Annotated in this window: 24 protein-coding genes; 1 reads left to right on the forward strand and 23 read right to left on the reverse strand. The window is 64.0% G+C overall.

The annotated features are described in order from the left end of the window. Positions 1 to 22 precede the first annotated feature (22 nt). The 23 genes from IPF76_RS14335 to IPF76_RS14445 form a co-directional block, all read right to left on the reverse strand. Positions 23 to 373: a hypothetical protein gene (locus tag IPF76_RS14335; protein WP_293845365.1), complete on the reverse strand. Its 351-nt coding sequence runs from the start codon at positions 371 to 373 to the stop codon at positions 23 to 25. Then, a complete protein-coding gene (locus tag IPF76_RS14340) occupies positions 370 to 1125 on the reverse strand; it encodes a hypothetical protein (protein WP_293845367.1) in 756 nt (251 codons plus the stop codon). Before IPF76_RS14340 ends, IPF76_RS14335 begins: the two co-directional genes overlap by 4 nt. A gap of 11 nt (positions 1126 to 1136) precedes the next feature. Then, positions 1137 to 1547, reverse strand: a complete 411-nt coding sequence (locus IPF76_RS14345; protein ID WP_293845370.1) for a hypothetical protein — start codon at positions 1545 to 1547, stop codon at positions 1137 to 1139. After that, positions 1544 to 1810 carry a hypothetical protein gene (locus IPF76_RS14350; protein ID WP_293845373.1) on the reverse strand — a complete coding sequence of 89 codons (267 nt, stop codon included), beginning with the start codon at positions 1808 to 1810 and terminating at the stop codon, positions 1544 to 1546. The genes IPF76_RS14345 and IPF76_RS14350 overlap by 4 nt, the downstream gene beginning before the upstream one ends. Then, positions 1807 to 1977, reverse strand: coding sequence for a hypothetical protein (locus IPF76_RS14355; protein WP_293845376.1), 171 nt, complete (start codon positions 1975 to 1977; stop codon positions 1807 to 1809). The genes IPF76_RS14350 and IPF76_RS14355 overlap by 4 nt, the downstream gene beginning before the upstream one ends. A 2-nt stretch (positions 1978 to 1979) precedes the next feature. Further along, complete coding sequence (locus tag IPF76_RS14360; protein WP_293845379.1) at positions 1980 to 3965, reverse strand: phage major capsid protein; 1986 nt, start codon at positions 3963 to 3965, stop codon at positions 1980 to 1982. 67 nt (positions 3966 to 4032) lie between these two features. Beyond that, positions 4033 to 4719, reverse strand: coding sequence for a hypothetical protein (locus IPF76_RS14365; protein WP_293845382.1), 687 nt, complete (start codon positions 4717 to 4719; stop codon positions 4033 to 4035). A gap of 32 nt (positions 4720 to 4751) precedes the next feature. Next, positions 4752 to 5537 (reverse strand): hypothetical protein, encoded by a 786-nt coding sequence (locus IPF76_RS14370; RefSeq protein ID WP_293845385.1) that lies wholly within the window; start codon positions 5535 to 5537, stop codon positions 4752 to 4754. Between the two features lie 7 nt (positions 5538 to 5544). Further along, complete coding sequence (locus tag IPF76_RS14375) at positions 5545 to 5964, reverse strand: hypothetical protein (RefSeq protein ID WP_293845388.1); 420 nt, start codon at positions 5962 to 5964, stop codon at positions 5545 to 5547. Then, entirely contained in the window at positions 5961 to 6314 is a 354-nt protein-coding gene (locus IPF76_RS14380) for a cupin domain-containing protein (RefSeq protein ID WP_293845391.1), read from the reverse strand. The genes IPF76_RS14375 and IPF76_RS14380 overlap by 4 nt, the downstream gene beginning before the upstream one ends. Continuing rightward, positions 6311 to 6730, reverse strand: a complete 420-nt coding sequence (locus IPF76_RS14385) for a hypothetical protein (RefSeq protein WP_293845394.1) — start codon at positions 6728 to 6730, stop codon at positions 6311 to 6313. The genes IPF76_RS14380 and IPF76_RS14385 overlap by 4 nt, the downstream gene beginning before the upstream one ends. After that, positions 6731 to 8245 (reverse strand): phage portal protein, encoded by a 1515-nt coding sequence (locus tag IPF76_RS14390; RefSeq protein ID WP_293845397.1) that lies wholly within the window; start codon positions 8243 to 8245, stop codon positions 6731 to 6733. Further along, positions 8245 to 8763, reverse strand: a complete 519-nt coding sequence (locus IPF76_RS14395) for a hypothetical protein (RefSeq protein WP_293845400.1) — start codon at positions 8761 to 8763, stop codon at positions 8245 to 8247. The genes IPF76_RS14390 and IPF76_RS14395 overlap by 1 nt, the downstream gene beginning before the upstream one ends. Before the next feature lie 31 nt (positions 8764 to 8794). Then, positions 8795 to 9070, reverse strand: coding sequence for a hypothetical protein (locus IPF76_RS14400; protein ID WP_293845402.1), 276 nt, complete (start codon positions 9068 to 9070; stop codon positions 8795 to 8797). Position 9071: 1 nt separating this feature from the next. After that, positions 9072 to 11105, reverse strand: a complete 2034-nt coding sequence (locus IPF76_RS14405) for a terminase gpA endonuclease subunit (protein ID WP_293845432.1) — start codon at positions 11103 to 11105, stop codon at positions 9072 to 9074. After that, positions 11105 to 11599 (reverse strand): terminase small subunit, encoded by a 495-nt coding sequence (locus IPF76_RS14410; protein WP_293845405.1) that lies wholly within the window; start codon positions 11597 to 11599, stop codon positions 11105 to 11107. Before IPF76_RS14410 ends, IPF76_RS14405 begins: the two co-directional genes overlap by 1 nt. A gap of 86 nt (positions 11600 to 11685) precedes the next feature. Beyond that, complete coding sequence (locus IPF76_RS14415) at positions 11686 to 12462, reverse strand: hypothetical protein (RefSeq protein ID WP_293845408.1); 777 nt, start codon at positions 12460 to 12462, stop codon at positions 11686 to 11688. Beyond that, a complete protein-coding gene (locus IPF76_RS14420; RefSeq protein WP_293845411.1) occupies positions 12453 to 12659 on the reverse strand; it encodes a hypothetical protein in 207 nt (68 codons plus the stop codon). The genes IPF76_RS14415 and IPF76_RS14420 overlap by 10 nt, the downstream gene beginning before the upstream one ends. Beyond that, positions 12652 to 12864, reverse strand: coding sequence for a hypothetical protein (locus IPF76_RS14425; protein WP_293845414.1), 213 nt, complete (start codon positions 12862 to 12864; stop codon positions 12652 to 12654). The genes IPF76_RS14420 and IPF76_RS14425 overlap by 8 nt, the downstream gene beginning before the upstream one ends. Then, entirely contained in the window at positions 12861 to 13067 is a 207-nt protein-coding gene (locus tag IPF76_RS14430) for a hypothetical protein (protein WP_293845417.1), read from the reverse strand. Before IPF76_RS14430 ends, IPF76_RS14425 begins: the two co-directional genes overlap by 4 nt. Before the next feature lie 237 nt (positions 13068 to 13304). Next, positions 13305 to 15719 carry a DUF5906 domain-containing protein gene (locus IPF76_RS14435; RefSeq protein ID WP_293845420.1) on the reverse strand — a complete coding sequence of 805 codons (2415 nt, stop codon included), beginning with the start codon at positions 15717 to 15719 and terminating at the stop codon, positions 13305 to 13307. Then, positions 15712 to 15969 carry a hypothetical protein gene (locus IPF76_RS14440; protein WP_293845423.1) on the reverse strand — a complete coding sequence of 86 codons (258 nt, stop codon included), beginning with the start codon at positions 15967 to 15969 and terminating at the stop codon, positions 15712 to 15714. Before IPF76_RS14440 ends, IPF76_RS14435 begins: the two co-directional genes overlap by 8 nt. Beyond that, positions 15966 to 16193, reverse strand: coding sequence for a YdaS family helix-turn-helix protein (locus IPF76_RS14445; RefSeq protein WP_293845426.1), 228 nt, complete (start codon positions 16191 to 16193; stop codon positions 15966 to 15968). The genes IPF76_RS14440 and IPF76_RS14445 overlap by 4 nt, the downstream gene beginning before the upstream one ends. A gap of 475 nt (positions 16194 to 16668) precedes the next feature. Here IPF76_RS14445 and IPF76_RS14450 point away from each other — a divergent pair. After that, positions 16669 to 17027: hypothetical protein (locus tag IPF76_RS14450; RefSeq protein WP_293845429.1), on the forward strand; the 359-nt coding region annotated here is incomplete at its 3' end.

Below are 17027 nucleotides of genomic sequence, written 5' to 3' on the forward strand. Positions count from 1 at the left end.
AGGACGCCGGAATGACCGCGCGCTACGAGCCGGCAGATGGTCCGGTCGAGGTCTGTCCTGGCGTTTCCGCCCGACGACCGGCCGCCCATTGGAGGGCGCCCTTGATGCGAAAAAAAAACGGATTGAGCGCCCGGGCCGCATCGACTAGCGGCGCCAGTTCGCTCGGGGCAAACGCCTCGAGCGCGGCGGCCGGGGTGTCGCTCATGCGCGCGAGTTCGTCGAGTCCGATATCGTCGAGCGCCAGGGCGTGCAGCGGATCGCGCCAGTCGCTGCCGGAGGTCTCGTTGATCCAGGCGCGGACCTCGGCGACCGTCAGCTCGCGCAGGGCGACGACGGTATCGCCGAGTGCTACCCGGTGCGTTGCTACCGTCATGCAGCGGCCTGCATCTCAAAGTACTTCGACTTGCCGGCGGTGACGATGGTCTCGTCTTTCTGGACGGCGAACGATACGGTGAGGGTGGCAAAGTCGTCGCCGATCAGCGAAATGCCGCTGGCGACGCCGAGCTTGCACTTGTACCCGCGCCAGACAACATAGCTGCCATCGACCTCATTGACGCCCTCGACCATGATCGACACGTCCGGCGCGGTCGAAATGAGAGACTGGATCGAGGCGCTGGCCTGCGGGGTGTAGTCAATCGTGATCGCGTCGCCGGGGGTGATGCCGACTGTCGAGATGGTGGAGGCGAACAGGATGCCGCCAGCGGTTACAGTGTAATCGGCGGTCGAGATGACTGTCGCGCCCTTTTTGACGACAGGGGCGACGGTGGTATCGATCGGCTTTTTCGTCGGGGCGAATCCGCCGGGCGAAATGGTGTAGCCTGCCTCGCCGGTGATTGCGGCGACCGAAGACGATGTGGTCGTCGTACCCCACAGCGCCATGGCGAGATTGTCGGCGGTCAGGTGGCGCAGGTCGAGCGAGCCGGTCACGTCGGTAATCCGCTTGACCGAGGCATCGACGCCGCCAGAAGCGCTGGCGTAGTCGAGCAGCTTCTTCTCTTCCTCGGCAAAACCGAATTGAAAATTCGAGCAGTTTTCGACGTAGCGAAAAGTGCGCGCCTCGAAAGCCGACCCGGATGCATACGGCGCGATGTAGACCTTCGCCTTGCCAATAAATGCCGATCCCATATCATCTACTCCTAGGTGCCGACGAAATGCGTCGGCAGGTGAAATCCAAAAGACAGCCGCAGGATGCGACCGTCAAAACCTGTTTGCCGCCCGTCGGCGATGATGACCTCGCGGCCGGGCGATGCCTCCCATCCGACCAGGGCATTGACTGCATCGACCAGCAGTGCGGCGGCGGCGGTTTTCTGCGGCGCGGCGGCGCGTCGGACATCGACATAGATGCCGCACTCGTAGGCCAGCAGTGCGCGGCAGTGCTTGCCGGTCTGGCTGGTCGCGTCGATCTCCATCAGCACGACCTGGGCGACGACGGGGGAGGTGGTGTCGTCGGTCAGATCGACCGGATCGAAGGTGCCGAGCAGGACGGAGCCGGGGGCGACTTTTGCAGCCAGTCGCGCGAGGATGGCGGTCTCGGTATCAAAAATCATTGGCGCACCAGCTCGGCCTGCATCTCGTCGGCGGTGATCCGACGTGGCGTGCCGGTGACCTTGTAATCCGATCCCTCGGCAGATACCGAGTCCCCATTTGCGAGCGTCACGGCGCCAGGCCGGTAGCGCAGCGCGTGCGTCGTCGTCGCGGCGACTTCCCACAGCGTCGCGTCGGCGGTACTGAGCAGGGCGCCGAATGCCGTTGAGCCGCTGACGGCCTGGCATTCGAAAGCCCCGTAGTATGGCGCCGGGTGGAAACTCACTTTGCCGCCTTGCGCTTGGGCGCCGGCTTCGGCGGCTCGATGACCCGTTCGACGCGCCCGATCGACTCGGCATAAGCCGCGTCGGATTCGGGCAACGAGACAACCTCCCCAGCAGGGACGATGACGCCGCCCTGCCAGGTGGCCCTGAGCGTGATGCACTCGACCATGATCAGGTGATCGTCGATGCGGCCGAGAAGGCGCCGGCAATGCGGACGCCGACGTCGGCAGTCAGGAAGGCGCGTATGCCGCTGATTCCAGCCGGGAAGTTGGCGTAGGGGTTGGCCGCGATTTCGAGCGCGCCCCACTCGGCAAAAATCACTTGTGAGAAATCGCCGAAGATGGCAGTTGCGGCCGGCATCTGGTTTGTCGCAAAAGCGCGGAAGCCGAGGACGTTGCCCTCGAGGATGTTGCCGGTCCAGAGCGGGGTGTCCGTGCCGGCGAAGCGCGGGCGCTGGGCGAGCAGGCTGGCGACGGTGGGTGTCGTCAAATAGGCACAGCTCGGGGTGAGCGCGTTGGCGCCGGCGACATCGACCTGTGCATCGAGCAGCGCGGGCAGGGCGAGCGAGGTGCCGGTAAAGGCGCCGATGGAGGCGGTTCCGAGGATGCCGACCGGGGCGCCGGAGCCGCCGACGTTGATGCCGGCAGCGTCGAGCGCCAGGCCGAGAACCTTGGCCAGATCCTCCATGACCATCATGTCGGCGTCGGGCGTCGATTGCTGCAAGAGCAGGCGGGACAACTCGGTATAGGCGCCGAGGACTTTCGGCCGCAGTTGCAGCAAGCCGACGGTCTGGTTGCTCTCAGTGATCGCGGTCGCTTCAGTCGCCAGCCAGTACGCGGTTCCTGCGCCGGTCTGCTTGGTGATGTCGGCATTGCCTACCAGGCCGCCGAGGGTGCGGGCGCCCATGGCCTTGAGCAGGGTGGCGTTGCGCAGCAGCTCGATGAAATCCTGCGGGCGCAGCTCGGTGGCGACCGTGTTTCCGCCACCAGTTGCGGAGGCGACGGTCAGGTCACGACGCTGGACCTCTACCGGCAGGAAAAAGCTGTTCCCCTGCTGGCGCTGGATGCCTGCCGCTGCGGCGCGCGAGGCGAATGCTTCGCTCGCATCGCGTTCGAGTCCGGCCTTGGCCCAATCGTTGCTGAGCAGGGCATTGACGGCGCGAACGATGGAAAATCGCTTGGCCTCGGTCTTGGTCATGCCGATCTCGGGCGTCCAGGCGTTGCCGCGCTTGGCGACCTCGGCCATGACTTGCTTGCTGAAATCGTCGGAGCTGGTGCCGTTCCGGATGGCTTGCGCGGCCATGTCGCCGAGTCCGAAATCCTTGAACTGCGCGGCGACGGACTCGATGGCGGCGATGCGCTGCATGGCGCGGTCGGTGGCGCTGCGCTCGATGGCGAGCTTGTCTTCTTCAGTCACTTGTTTTCCTTCCGGGAAAATTTTGGTTTCCGGCGGGGCCGGTGTGTCTGCGGTCTGCTCTGTCTCGCTGTCGAGCGCCCGGCCGATGCCGAGGCTGGCATCTGCGGGTACTGTTACGAGCGAGTTTTCGAGTGGCTCCCAGTCGGTGATGCGATAGGTTGCCGGCTCGGCAGAGCGTTCCAGTGGCCCTGCTGCGCTGTCGAGCGCACGCCGGAATGCGGCAAGGTCGCCCGGCGCGTCGAGCTGACAGCGCTTTAGCGTCCGGCAGAATACTTGCCCGTCAATTTGTCGTTCGATGGTCCGACCGTCTTTGCTCGTCGCCTGCTCGATGACGGCATGGACTTCGTAGCCAACCGAGGATTTAGTCAGGTGGCCGCCATTGATCAAGGCGATGGTCCTGCCTTGGTCGGCGTGCCAGGAAACGACGACATCGCCGCGCACCGTAGCGCCATCGGCGACGACCGACCCGGGGACGTGATGTCCGCGCAGCTGGTCCCAGTCGTGGTTATAGAGCAGGGCGGCGCCATCGTTGAGTCGGTCGAGGCGCACGGCGCCGGGGGAGCAGTCGAGGACTTCGATTCCCCACCAGCGCTCATACGGGACTTCGGACGCGAACGCCATCGAGACGGTCATATCGGCGTCGGCAGGGGCGTCGGCAGGGGCGCGGATCTGCGCCTGGCGGGTGAGGTGGGTCATGTGATTGTCTGCGCGGATCTGCGCCTGGCGGGTGAGGTGGGTCATGTGATTGTCTCCATGACCCACTTTTTACGCGGCTGGCGGGAAGCGTTTAAGGCTTGGCGCTTCCCGGCTACGCGGTGTTGCTGACAGACATCGCGGCGATTTCGCCGTGACCGGACCAGCCAGGCATCTCGACATACGCTTGCAAACTCCACGGGCCGGCGACGTCGAGGTCTCCGGCCTGGACGGCGTACTTGATCCGGTCGGTCCCGTCGAGGACGGCTGTCCAGGCGACTCGGGCGCCGGTCGGCTTTTTTGCTTTGATCTTGAGCAGCGTGCCGGTCGAGATGTCGGTGCCGCAATCGAGCAGGATCTCGGTGCCGACGTCGCCGACGAAAACAGTTGTCATGGCATGTCCTCGGTAGGGCGCGAAACGGGAGATGACGCTTGCGGCGGTCACGGAGATGGCGACGTGTGACGCGAGCGAAACCGATCGGGTGATTGCCGACCTCGCCGCACTGGCGGGAGAGGGCGGCGATACGGCGCCAGCGGTCGCATACCCGAGAGGGCGAGTCAGGAAAATCGCCGCCAGCGCTGCCGATACCGTCGCCGCCCCGGTAGCGTAGCCGGCCGGCGCGGCCAGTCCGAGCGCGACAAAGGCGCCGGATGCCGAGACTGATCCGCCACCCGATGCCGTTGCCGAGCCGGTGGCCGCAGTCAGGCTGATTGGTGCCAGTGCTGCCGATGCCAATGCCGCGCCGGTTGCCGAGCCGGTGGCCGCAGTCAGGCTGATTGGTGCCAGTGCTGCCGATGCCAATGCCGCGCCGGTTGCCGATCCTGTCGGGGCGGTCAGGGCGAGTTCTGCTGGCGCTCCGCTGGCAGCAGCGGCGCCCCCGGCTGTTGCTGTTGCTGCTGGCGCGGAGAGACTGATCGCCGCAGGAGATGCCGAGGTGCTGGCCGCCCGGTCGCTGTCGCTGCCGGCGCTGTCGTTGAGATTGCAGCGATTGATCCGCTTGCGCTGGCGCCGCCAGTTGCCGATCCGGTCGCCGCAGTCAGCGTTACATCGTCCGGCGTACCGCTGGCCGATACTCCGCCGCCACCTCCGGCCGACGCGACATAGACATGCGCGAGAGCGGTTGATCCGCCAGACGCGATGCCCGTCTTGATGCGGCAAATCGTCGTGGCAAATGTGAGTGTGGCGGAGGCGTTGTTTGCTGGCCAGTTTGCTGCGGTATGCTCGGCGTTTGTCGCGTCGCGGAATTTGTTTGCCGCCGTCGTCGATGTCGAGGCAAGCACGCCAAGCGAAGTCGAGGTATCAAACGCTTCTACTTTTACGCCTGACGCATACGACGCATCGCCCGCCGCGACGCGCACAGAATAGCTTCCGGCAGACGGCAGATCGATGCGGTACGTGCCGACCGTCGTCACGGTCGTCCGGGCAAACCCGGCAAGCCTGGTGTCGTTGGACGTGCTGCGATTGCGCGCGTCGCCCGTCGCGGTCTCCCATCCGACGGTGTTACCCTGCGGCGTCGTCCTGGGATAATTGTTGCCTAGTCCGATCTCGTAGGTATGATCCTCCCCGTCGGTGACATACGCCGACGTGCTGCGGAAATTAATACCTTGCGGCAGGCTCACTGCGAGATTACTCCGGCCACAGGCTCAGAGGCGCATCTATCCCGGCCAGGATTTGATTGCAGATCGTGACGATTTTCGCGTAGCTCGATTTGTCAGCCGGGCCGAGGCTGTTTGCAACAGTTTTGAAGGGCGACATCAAATCTGCGAAATCGCTCGCAGTGCCGCCGAGAATGAGCCACAGATCGCGCACCATTGGCCATGCGGTCGTGTTGTCCCGCAGGGTATCTACCCATCCGAGGCGCGCTTGATAGGCTGTCGCTGCGTCGTTCATGTATCCGGCAAGCGTTGCAACAGGCAGGCTTTGCGCCTGGGCCTGCGCCTTCCACGTCGTCGCATTCGATCTGAAATCTACCTGCAAGCCGTTCAGATTTTTTTCGACCTGTAGCAGCAGCCGCAAGATTTGCAATTGCGTGACGGGTACGCTCATTGATCGCCACCGTTAGGCCAAAAGCACAGCACCTCCCCTGGCTGATCACGCGATTCGAGCAGGACGAAAGTGTGCTGATAGCCGGCAGGGACCACGATGCGATAGCCGCGCGACTCCGGAGCATCAAAATCCTTGCTGGACACAATATACTGCTCGGTCACTCCGTCCGGAGCAATTGTTGTGCATTCGAAAACCCCGTGCGTGACCATTGCCACATGATCGTAGCTGTGGATGTGCAAAGGTATGCACCCGCCGGACTCCACGAGGTTGGAGCGGAACTGGATTCCGCATTGCTCCCACATCGACCAGACCCGGCCGTTTTCCGGGTCGCTTTCGAGAATTGTGCTCATCGATTGACGTACAGCGGCGCGGAGAACGTCACGGCGAAATCAGCAGCGGTACTGGTCTTTGTCCCGCCAAAATCCACGAATGCGACAAGCTGGTCAGTCGCCGCGCTGCCGACCGACTTGTAAATCCAACCGCCAACAGCGGTAATCGTCGCGCCCGTGAAGGTCGCCGGGTTTCCGAATGTGACCGGCACGCGATTATTTGCCGAGTCGTAGCTGCCAACAGTGCATGTCACCGTTGCGCCACCAGTGGCATACGTGCCGGATGCCGCCACCTCGGTAACGATGTCGTCGCGAAAATCGAAGGCGTCAAAGTCCGACTCGCTCGGAACGGCCGAAACGAGAAGGAATTTGAACGTGCCGGTGAAATATGCGTCTGCGAGTCGCTTGGTTAAAAGTCCTGCGTTTGCGGATGCCATTTATTTGTCCTTGGGTAATTGTTGAAATTCTTCGTCGGCCGGCAGCGCGGGCATTGGCGGCGGCGCAGGCGCTGGCGCAAGGTCGATGCCGTATTTGCTGGCGAGCGCTATCTCGGTCTGCTGCTCGTCGAAGATGTCCTCGATGTCGGTACCGGCCTCGCTGGCCAGTCGGGTGCGCGAGGTCAGGCGCAGGTCGAGCGCCTCGCGGGCGGCCTGCATGTCCTTGAGCGGATCGACCCATGCCCAGCCGCGAAACTGCCAGGTGTGGGCGGAGAACTTGGCGGACTTGGCGGCCGGCAGCGGCGCCCCGTTGTCGAGCAGGATGACGCCGCCGGCGAGCGACAAGCGCAGCCAATCAGCAAAGATCGGGTCCAACCAGGCCGAGGCGAACCACTGATGCTTTTTGCGCCACTCGTCCCGCCCGGAAAGGATCGCGGCCCGGATCGAGGAAAAATTGACCGACTCGTAATCGTTGCACAACTCGGGATACGAAGCGCCTGGAAGCCCGCTGCTCATGCGCTGGTAGGCGGCCTTGAGGAACGGCGCGAATACCTCATTGGGGTATTTGCTATCGACGTTGCGCACATCGACGCCGGCCGGCAGCGTGTCCCAAGTGCCGGCCACGCTGGTGGCGATCCTGGCTCCATCCTCGTCTGGCGAGGCGTCGCCAATCGCGGGCGGCTCTCCGTCTGGTGTGACAAAAAATCCCAGATGATCGGCGCCATGCTTGGCCGCGAGCAACGCCGACAGGGCGAACTCGCCGGCGTAGTACATCGACAGCATCGAGGCATGGCACCAGGGGACGCCTCGCCTCTGCTCCGGGCGGTGGGCGATGAACCGGTGCAGCACGGTGTTGGCATCGACCCGCTCGGCAGTACGCGCACTGGCGGCGGACATCGGGCCAGGGTTGAAATGGTAAGCCACGGGACGGCCGGTGGCGCCGACTTCGACACCCGAGGCGATGGCGTTTTGTCCGGACGACGCGGGGCGATTGAGCCAGGTGGCGAGTCGATCCACGTCGAGCAGTTGGAGCGCGAAGCCCCATTTGTTTCCGGCATCGGCGCCACGCCGGACGAAGACCAGCGCCTCGCCATCGCGGGCGGTGCAGCGCACGATGGCCTGGCAGAGTCCGGCCCATGAATACTGGCCGCTGACCTCGCAGACGCCTGGCTGTCCCCACTCGGCCCAGCTGCGGGCGATGGCGCGGCGGGCGCCGGTATCCGGACTGCCTGGCGCATTGTCGGCGAGCGAGACGAGTCGCGGCGCCGACTCGCCGATGATGTTGGTTTCGACCAGCTCCAAGTATCGCTTGGCAAAATCGTTGTCGTTTTCAAGCGTGCGCGACCGACTGCGCAAGGCGTCCAGGTCGTTGCGGATCTCGTCGTCAATGCGCTCGGCGGTCAGGCGCCAGGAGTTGGTCAAGCGGTTGAGCTTGGCTGCGGCAAAGGAGCGCGCGCGCGGTGGCGGCGGCGGACTGCGCCGGAATAGCGACAGCATGCGGGAGATGATGGGCATCAAAACCTCAGATAGACGCGGCCGGATTTGCCGGACTGGCCGCGCACCTCTTTCCGGTAGGCATCGCGCAGCTTGAGCAGATCAGTGATCGGGATCGAGTCGAGCGAGCGGTCGCCGATGGCGTACTTGGCGACGGCCAGGTCATGCGACTCGATCCAGGCCTCGAGCGCGGCGAGGGTGCGCTGTGCGTGCGTGCGGACATCGATGCCGCTGGTAGCTGCGGCGAGATTGGCGAGGACTTCGACGCTGCCGGTCGCGGTGGTGTAGGTCTTGCCGGCAAGCGAGGCGCGCTCCTGCCAGGAGTAGGTACCGGCGATCCACAGCGCGGTAGTGGCGGCGGACACCTCGACCAGGTGATCGGCGTCGGCAGCAATGGCAATCTGCCCGGCGGCATTGACGAGGATGTAGTCGAGCGTCCAGCCTTCGGAGGCCGGGTAATCGGCGAGCGCGCGCTGCCAGGTAGCGGTGTCTCCGGCGCGCAGGGATGCCGGGACTGATGCGGGAACGGTATGGGCCATGCCGCACTTTTACGCGCGGCGCGGGAAGCGGTTAAGGCGCGGCGCTTCCCTGCGCGGCGAGGATCTGATTGACGCGGCGCCGGGTGACGCCTATCCGCTCGGCGATCTCGGCCGAGGAAACGCCGGATGCCGAGAGCGTGACGACGCGCGTCGAGCGCTCGGACTGCTCTATCGCGGCGACGCTGGCGATGTAGTGCCGGTCGCCTCCCTGGCTGTGCCGGATCTTGCGCTCGAGGGGCGCCAGGGTGGTGCGGGACATGCCGGTCTCGGCGGCGATCAAGTCCAGGGCGAAGCTCAAAAAATCCATGTCACCAGCCGATCATCAGGGGTTTGTGCGGGATGCGGGGCGCGACCTTTCGCGGCGGCGGCAGGGCGGCGGGGGGCGGCGCGATCTCGGGGGCGGACTCCGGCGCGAAGAGGTCGCGCGTCGGCGGCTGAACGCGGGCTTCGAGGTCATCCCAGAATCGCCCCGACTTGCGCGCGAGGTCTAGGTGCGTCTCGAGCCAGACGATATAGACCGCGCAGTCCCATGCTTCCACGCGCTTGCGCAGGGCCACCCATCGGGTCTCGTTGCCACTCACCCCCATGCGCGCGGCACGGGCCTCGCCGGCAAGTTGGGCGAACCACTCGTCCGGCAAATCCTGCGAGAAATGCATGTAGCCCGGGCCGGGCCTGGTCAGTTCGATGCGGCTGTGCAAAAGGTCTTTGGCGAGATTGGTGCCGACGTGCCAGAGTAGCAAGCCGCGCTTCTTGATCCGGCCGCGCCAGTCGATATCTACCTTCTGCACGCCATTCTTGATGTGCTTCTCGCGGCCGGACGAGCCGCGCAGGGCGAAGACGCTGCGCGCCCGGTGGCGGTAGGCGAAGTCATAAACGGCCGGGGTGAAGTGGCCGCCTGAGTCGATGGCGGTGGCGTGGATGCGCAGGGCGCTGCCGCTCGCGTGTTGGAATTCGGTGTCAAAGATCAGTTCTTCGAGGTCGTTCCAGACGGCATCTTCGCCCGGACTGCCATAGTAGATTTCATGGGCGACGGTCCAGGTCTGGCAGCCTCGGCCATATCCCCTGACGGTCGCCTCCAGCCGGTTGTCCTGCGTATCGACAGAGCAGAGCAGGAGGACGCAGTTCATCGGCACGGTGCGCAGGGCGTAGGGTTCGGCGCGCGACTTGATCTCTTCAGCGTCGGTCTTCTCGAGCGTCTCTTCCCACGGCTGACCCAAGGTAGTGTTGGTAAAGGACTTCATCGGCCCCTTGTCGCCGGCCTGGATTTTCTCGTGCGCGGAATGAAAGTCGCGCACGATGTCGGCCCAGTTGGCGGCCGGGCTGTAGGCGGTCCAGACGCCGACGAAGGCGACGTGGCGCGGCGCCTGGATGCTGGCTCCGGAAGCGTCGCGGAAGGTGCCGGCGCGGTCAAGCGTGAGGTCGCCGCGCTCGTTGCGGTAGATCCCCTGCCGCCAGACGGCGAGGTATTCTCCCTGCGCGATCAGGGCGCCGCAGTGCGGGCAGAGATGGCGCACGCTGTCAGGGTCGGGCGATCCGTCGGCCAATCGGCGCCACTTGAATCCGTGCGACTCGGCCTTGCCGCCCCAAGTGATCGGGTGCATCTCTCCGCAGTGCGGGCAGGGGATGGCGTAGGCAAAACGCTCGTCCGCCAGGAGGGTGCGGTCCTCGATCAGGCTGAAGCCCTTGGATTTCGGCGTGCTGCCGACGATCATTTTCTTGAAAGTCGCGCCTTCGACGCGCTTGGCGGCGAGTCGGTAGGGGTCTCCCTCGTTCTCGATGTCGCGGTCGAAGGCGTCGGCCTCGTCGATGTAGCCGACATCGATCGAGATGCGACGGTAATTCTTGGCTGCCTTGCCGCCGCGCAGGTGCAGGACGCTGCCGAGGAATGTCTTCTGCGTCAGCGTGTTGTCACGGTGGCGAGAGAGGTAGGCCGGGAAGACGTGCTGCATGATGGCGACGTCGCGCAACATCGGGTCCAGCTCGGTCTTGACGAACTCGGTTCGGTCGTCGTCAGTCGGCTGCCACATGGCTTGATTGCGCCGCTTGTGCTCGGCGAAATATCCGATGGCAGCGAGCATGATTTTGGTGTTGCCGGTGCGCGCGGCCTTTTGCCAATCAACCTCCTCGATGTCGTCGTTGGAGATGCAGGCCATGATGGCGTCCTGGTAGGGCCAGGCTTGCCAGGCTTGCTCGACATACGACGACTCGGCGGACAGGTAGAAATGCTTGGCGGCCCATTCGCCCAGACTCATCGGATGCGGCACGGCGAAGGCGGCGAGTCCGGCAGCGAGCGATTCGGCGAGCGCGGTCTGCTGGATGGCGGTGGCGCCGGAGAGGTCCATCAAGCGTCGATGGCCTGCGGCTCGTCGTCGTCCGGATCGCCTTCGGTCAGGTCGGTGAGACGGACGGCGGCAGCCAGGTTGCGCGCCTCGGCGATAGCTCCGGCGATCAGCTTGAGGTCTTCGGCCGACAGCGCTGCCACCCGGCGGCGGACCATGCCGGGGATCGCGTCGAGGATGCCGGCGACCTTGCTGCCGGCCCTGGCAAGCACCTGCTCGAGCAGGACGACCGGCGCCAGCTCGCGGCGAGTGACAGCGTTTTGCATCTCGACCCGCTCGCGCTGCGCTTTGGCGAGGTGCGCGCGCTCGGTGGCGAGGTTGATGTTGCCGTCGGTCGCGCGGCCGGCGGCCTGCTCTCTGATCTGCCGAATGTAGGAGACGCGGATAGCGTCCAGTCTCGTATCTCGCCAGTTTTCCATGCCTGGCCGGCGCAGGAATTCGTTTGCCGCTGGCTGGCTCATGTCGAGATGGTCCGCGATCTCCTGCTGGGTTGGCACTATAACTCCCTTATGATTTTGTCTTATCTAGCGGGAAAACGGGGTTCGCATTACCCGCGCCCGAGCCTCGCCAGGAGGACCCGCGGTTATCGGTGGGCATTGGCTAGCTCCACGGCAAGGGCGGCCTGGAAGTTCGGCTGCCAATCGCTGGCCATGATCTTGTCTGCGATTGGCTGCATGTCGATGCGCTTTTTGTAGGCCACCTTCGGCACCGCGATCAGGATCAGCTTCAGGCGCCCGTTGCTGTCCGATCCCCAGACGCCACGCCGGAGCTTTCCTGTGCCATCGGCCCAGAACATGTTGCTTGCCGCGCGGGCGTTGCGGATGCTGCGCTTGCTCTGCGTCGCGTTGTTGGTCGGGTCGAAGTGCAGACGGATCGCGGTGTAGATCTGCTGCACCTGGCCCCGGCTCATGTTGCCATACCGATCCATCTTGGCATCCGGACCTGGTACGACGAACTCACTTGCCGCGATCAGCCCGCGATCCGATAGCGCCATCTCCAGACGCTTGCGTACCCGCGTACCGCCCGACCATTGGTGGCCAATGATCTGCGCCATCGATCCCTGCTCGGCCTGGCCTGCCTCGGTATCCGGCACACCAGCGTTATTCTTTCCTGGCCCTTGGTCCTTGAGATAGACCGTCGCCGAAAGCTCAGGCGCCTTGCCCGTCTTGATGAACATCGAGCGCATGGTGTAAGGGGTAGGGCTGTCGAACTGCGAACGCATCTCGTCGAGCGTGCCGGCTTTGATCGACAGCGCGGTCTTGTAGATCGCGTTGCGGGCGGCATAGGGTATCTGCCTTGCCTGTGCGCCGAGGCTCGCCTTGAGCGCCTCGATACCGTCTATCGTTGCCTCTATGCGCATCTGCCGCCCCTTGCCTGCCTGTGCTCCCATTCGGTCCGGCAATCGCTGTCGCACCAGCGCACGCCGGGGGGGACGATGGCCGAGCAGTTGTAGCACTCGCCGATGGCGGCCAGCAATTGCGGTTCGGGCTTGCGCGCGGCGATCGCCCGGTCCCGGTCGCGCTGCTCTGCTGCTGCGGCGTAATCGCCCTCATCCATCACATCTTGCTCCCATCAGGAATTCGATCTCGTCTTCGCTGTTTTCCGTCCTGGCCGATTCGACCAGCCAGGAGGGCCAGAGCCCTGCCAGGCCGCGCAGGGCATAGTGGCGCACCCCACGGCGCCAGACGCGGCCGACGACGGTCAGGACGCAGGGCATGCCGAGGACGCGGGCCGGTTGGCCGAGGACCAGGCGGCGGCTCATTTGGCCTCCCTGCCAGACATCGGACCGACGACGGTATCGGACAGGAGAACACCGCCCTCACTGGGCTTGCCGACGGTGTATCCGCCCTCGCTGGCATAGGTCATCCTCACCCCCTCCCCAAACACCTCGGCGACCGTTGCCGCAAACCTGGAACAAAGCGGCAGGTTTTTTCTTACCCACTCCCTTTTTTCTTCAACAGTCATATGAGCACCTAAAAGTTACGCGGTTACGCGGACGGTTACGCCTGCAATGCCCGCAGTTACGCGAGTTACGCGGTTACACCTACATCCGGCCTCGGATAAAAAACATCGCAGAAAGGAAGATCGTTCGTGCGCGCGCGCATATGGGGCTGGAAAACACGCGTAACCGCGTAACTCGCGTAACTGCGGGCCTTTCCGGCGTAACCTCCGGCGTAACCGCGTAACTGGCGAGGCGATTTTTCACGGCTTGTCACCCCCACCGAGGAGCGTCATGTACTTGCCCAGGTACTCCTCGAAATCATTGACGCAGGTCGCCGCCCACTTGCCCTCGGTCAGGCCCTCTGGCGGCCGGCATCCTTCCGGCTTCCACATGCGGACCGCGCGCTGCCCGTTGATCTGGTCGTCGAGCTTGATCACCTTGTACTCGAGCAGGACCACCTTATCCCCCCTGGCCTGCGTCACCTTGTGCGACAAGGCGTCGATCGCCTTCCGGGCCGACTTGGTGAATACCTCCTGCGCCGGTGGAAAGCGCTCGCCGCTGGCCATGCACCAGCGTCGGAATGCCCGGTAAAGCTGGCTGGCCGAACACGTCATCAGAGGGAGGGGGAGATAGCCTGACAGCCACTCGCGCGCGAACCGTTCTTCGGGCTTCAGGCCGAGCTCGATCAGGTCCTGCTTGGCCCGCGTCATCGGTGTAATGTCGAACTGCGAGAAGCCCGTGAGGTCGAGCCCGAGCAGGTAATGGTAGAAGGCCGCTATGCCCCCCGCGGCGGCCCACCTGCCCACCCGCTGATACAGGTCGTCGTGCCGCCTGGGAGGCGTATAGACGACGAAGTAGCGCCTGTCCCCGTCGCCGAGCGCCAGGGGCTGATGCTCGTTCGAAAGAAAGATCACGTTGCAGTGATTACTCTCTTCGCGCAGGGGAAGCCCTTTTTCGTTGATCTGGATCGTCTCGCCGGTGATGAACTTCTTCAGGTCGCCCTTGTGGTGATAGAGCTCCTGGCGGGTCACCACCTCGTCGCCGATGACCAGCATCTTCTGGCTGGCCCAGGCGTTGAAGTCGCTTTCCAACTGTTTCTGGCCGACGACGGTCGAATAGCGCCCGTAGATCCGTGCGACGATCTCCCAGAACATGTTCTTCCCGGCGCCCTCGGGACCGTGGAAGATCTGCGCCGACTGCATCTTCGTTCCCGGCTTCTGCAGCGGCAGGGCGACCCAGGACAACACCCATTGCATCACCCCATCCACGCCATCCGGCGTGGCCGCGCTGTCGGCGCACAGGTAGCGCAACAGCTCGAGGATAGGCTGGCAATCGCCTTCCTTCGGCTCGATCGGCATCCCGTCGAAAAGGTTGATTTCCGGGAACTCGCAGGCCTTGCCGGGCGAGAAAACGAGCTGCGAGGGCAAGATCATCTTCCGCAGATCCGACCCGAGCCACATCTTCACGTAGTCCGAACCGAAGGCGAGGCGCAAATGATTGACCTGGATCACCAGCCGGGTGCGCAGGTCGAAACAGGTCGAGGTGCTGTAGATCAAGACAAAGTTGTCCAGCAGCTCGTGGAAGCGCTCCCACTTGATTTCCTTGACCGCCTTCGACGCCCGGCCCCCCCGCCCCGGGGGTGGGGTGTTCGGCCGCTCATCCGGGATGAAAGGTTCCTCGCCCTCGGTCTCTTCGTAGGGCGGTGACGGCGGTTCGTCTCCGCCCGACAACCCCCCCTGGGCCACCAGTTGCGGGCGGGGAGCGCGCCAGCCTTCGGCCATGGCGCGCTTGAAGATCGTCGCGCCGGTGATGCCCCCCCCTGGCTTGAAGCTTTTCCAGTGGGATTCGACGGTGCGCGCGCCGGGGTATTTCGCCCCCTTCGCCGACCAGGTGTCCCAAAGCGAGATGGCGCTGTCGCCCAGCTCGGCGTGGATCGCCATGCCGATCTCGATCCACTCGTGGTAACCGCAATCGGCCGGCACGTACGCCAGGGCGGACTCCACTTTTGCCCGTCCATCGGTGTGGCGCGCCATGGGCGCCGAAACCGGTGTCGATGGTTTGGCCTTGGCCAGATCGACGGTCTTTCTCAAACGCGCGAGCGTGCGCTCGTCCATCCGGGCCGCCTGCGCCGGAGAGCCCGGGAAAGGGCAGCCCGAGACGGTGAAATACTGGCGGCCGCAGAAGACCTCGAGGCCGATGTCGTTCGACTTGAAGGTCGCCCGCTTCTCGTCCGCGAAATCGTGCTCGACGATGATATGCACGCCCTTGCGCGAGACCGAATACTCGGTATAGCTGGCGCAGGCCTCGATGATCGCCAGTGCCCGGTCGGAAACGACGCCGGTATCCAGGTCGATCGCGCCATCGATGTCGATGCCGATCAGTCCGTCGCCGGGCAGGAAGGCGAAGCCGATGCCGGCGTAACCCCCTTGGGCAAAGGCGGCGCAAACCGAGGCGAAATCGCGCAGGGCCTGGCGGTCGGCCACGTCCCCCTGCACGCCCATCCGGCGTTTTCCGTCGAGGTAATAGGGGACCTTGCGCGGCTTCTTGTCCCCGTTCGGCTCGCTCTTCCAGAGCAGCCACTGAGGTTTGCTGCGCAGGGCGGTGGGGACCGACGCGTATGCGGGATCTGCCATTGTCGTCTTGTCTCCCCCGGCGATCGCCGCGAAGTCACCCATCGGGCTGGTCGAGGTCGATGCAGCCGCCCGTTGAACACGGTTCAACACGGATGGCGTCGGAGAGCGTCATCGGGCCACCAAACACGGCGTTAAGCTGTGCGTGGTAGAGGCGTTTTTTCTCAATTAAATCGGAGATCGCCATGCGGATCAGCGCGGAATCGCCCAGACCTTCGGCCGCGGCCAGGCCCTTGATGTCGCGCAGCATGGATTCCTCCATGCGCAGGGCGACGAAGGCTATCTTTTTGCTCATGCGGCGCGCGGCGTCTGGCGCAGGAATTGCCAATCGACATCGGGGCGAAGGGTCTCGCAGATCACCCGGCGCCCCGACTCGCGCTCGATGTCCACGGCAAGCTTTTCGCCACAGACCTTTCCGTACGCGATGTTGCGCAGGTGTCCGGCAGACGTTCCGCAACGCCTGGCGAAGACTTCTCGCCCATCCGGGTTGAGAGTCTTGAGGTAGGTTTTCAGGTCCATGTTGGAATTGTATACACCACATGGTGTTATCGTCAACACCCATTAGGGAATTCACCAAATGATGGGTCGCTGGCCTAATTGGTGCATGGAATCCGCAGACATCCGCAGGGCTGCTCTAAGGGCTTTAATTGCCGAGCGCTTTGGGTTCCCTGTCATGGCGCCACCAAAGGCGAATAAACTATACCGCTTGGCCAAGTAACTATAGTTACCGGAAGTGCTCGCATAGTTTATTCGCTTGACACCACCACCAAATACGTCCATGACACAAAGGGGAAAAATCATGAGCGATGACAGTTTGCGGCCGAAGTCCCGACTGGCTCCGGAGCCGCAACTATTTGCCGACACCCCGCCAGAGGAAAGCCCTCGGCCAGCGCCTCGGCCTTTGCCCCCCGCTGCCGAACCGGCGATTCCCCGCCCTGCGCCGGAGCCCAAAAGACCGCTCCGCGAACCTCCTGCGGCGCCCCATCGGGTAGTGGTGACCGACCTGGACATCAGCTTTCGGTCGATGGTCTATCTGATGGTAAAGGCCGCGCTGGCTGCAATCCCGGCGATATTGATTCTCCTGTTCTTTTTTTTCGGCGCAGGGGCTTTTATCAACGCGCTCACAAATTCGTTTGTCGCATACAAGAGCCTTTCCGCCGGAGATGCGGAAAAAAAGGACGCAGACATCAAGCGCCATGCCGCCGCCCTGGCCGCCTCCGGCGAGATCAAGAAATCGATCAGAACACCCGACTCGATCGTTTTTGACACCCTACTGGTCAGCGATGACGCGAAGGCGGTTTGCGTACGCTTTCGAGCGCGCAACGATTTCGGTGGCATGACTCGGGAATCGAT

It is taken from the genome of Sphingopyxis sp. (genome assembly GCF_016704835.1).
GTDB lineage: Bacteria > Pseudomonadota > Alphaproteobacteria > Sphingomonadales > Sphingomonadaceae > Sphingopyxis.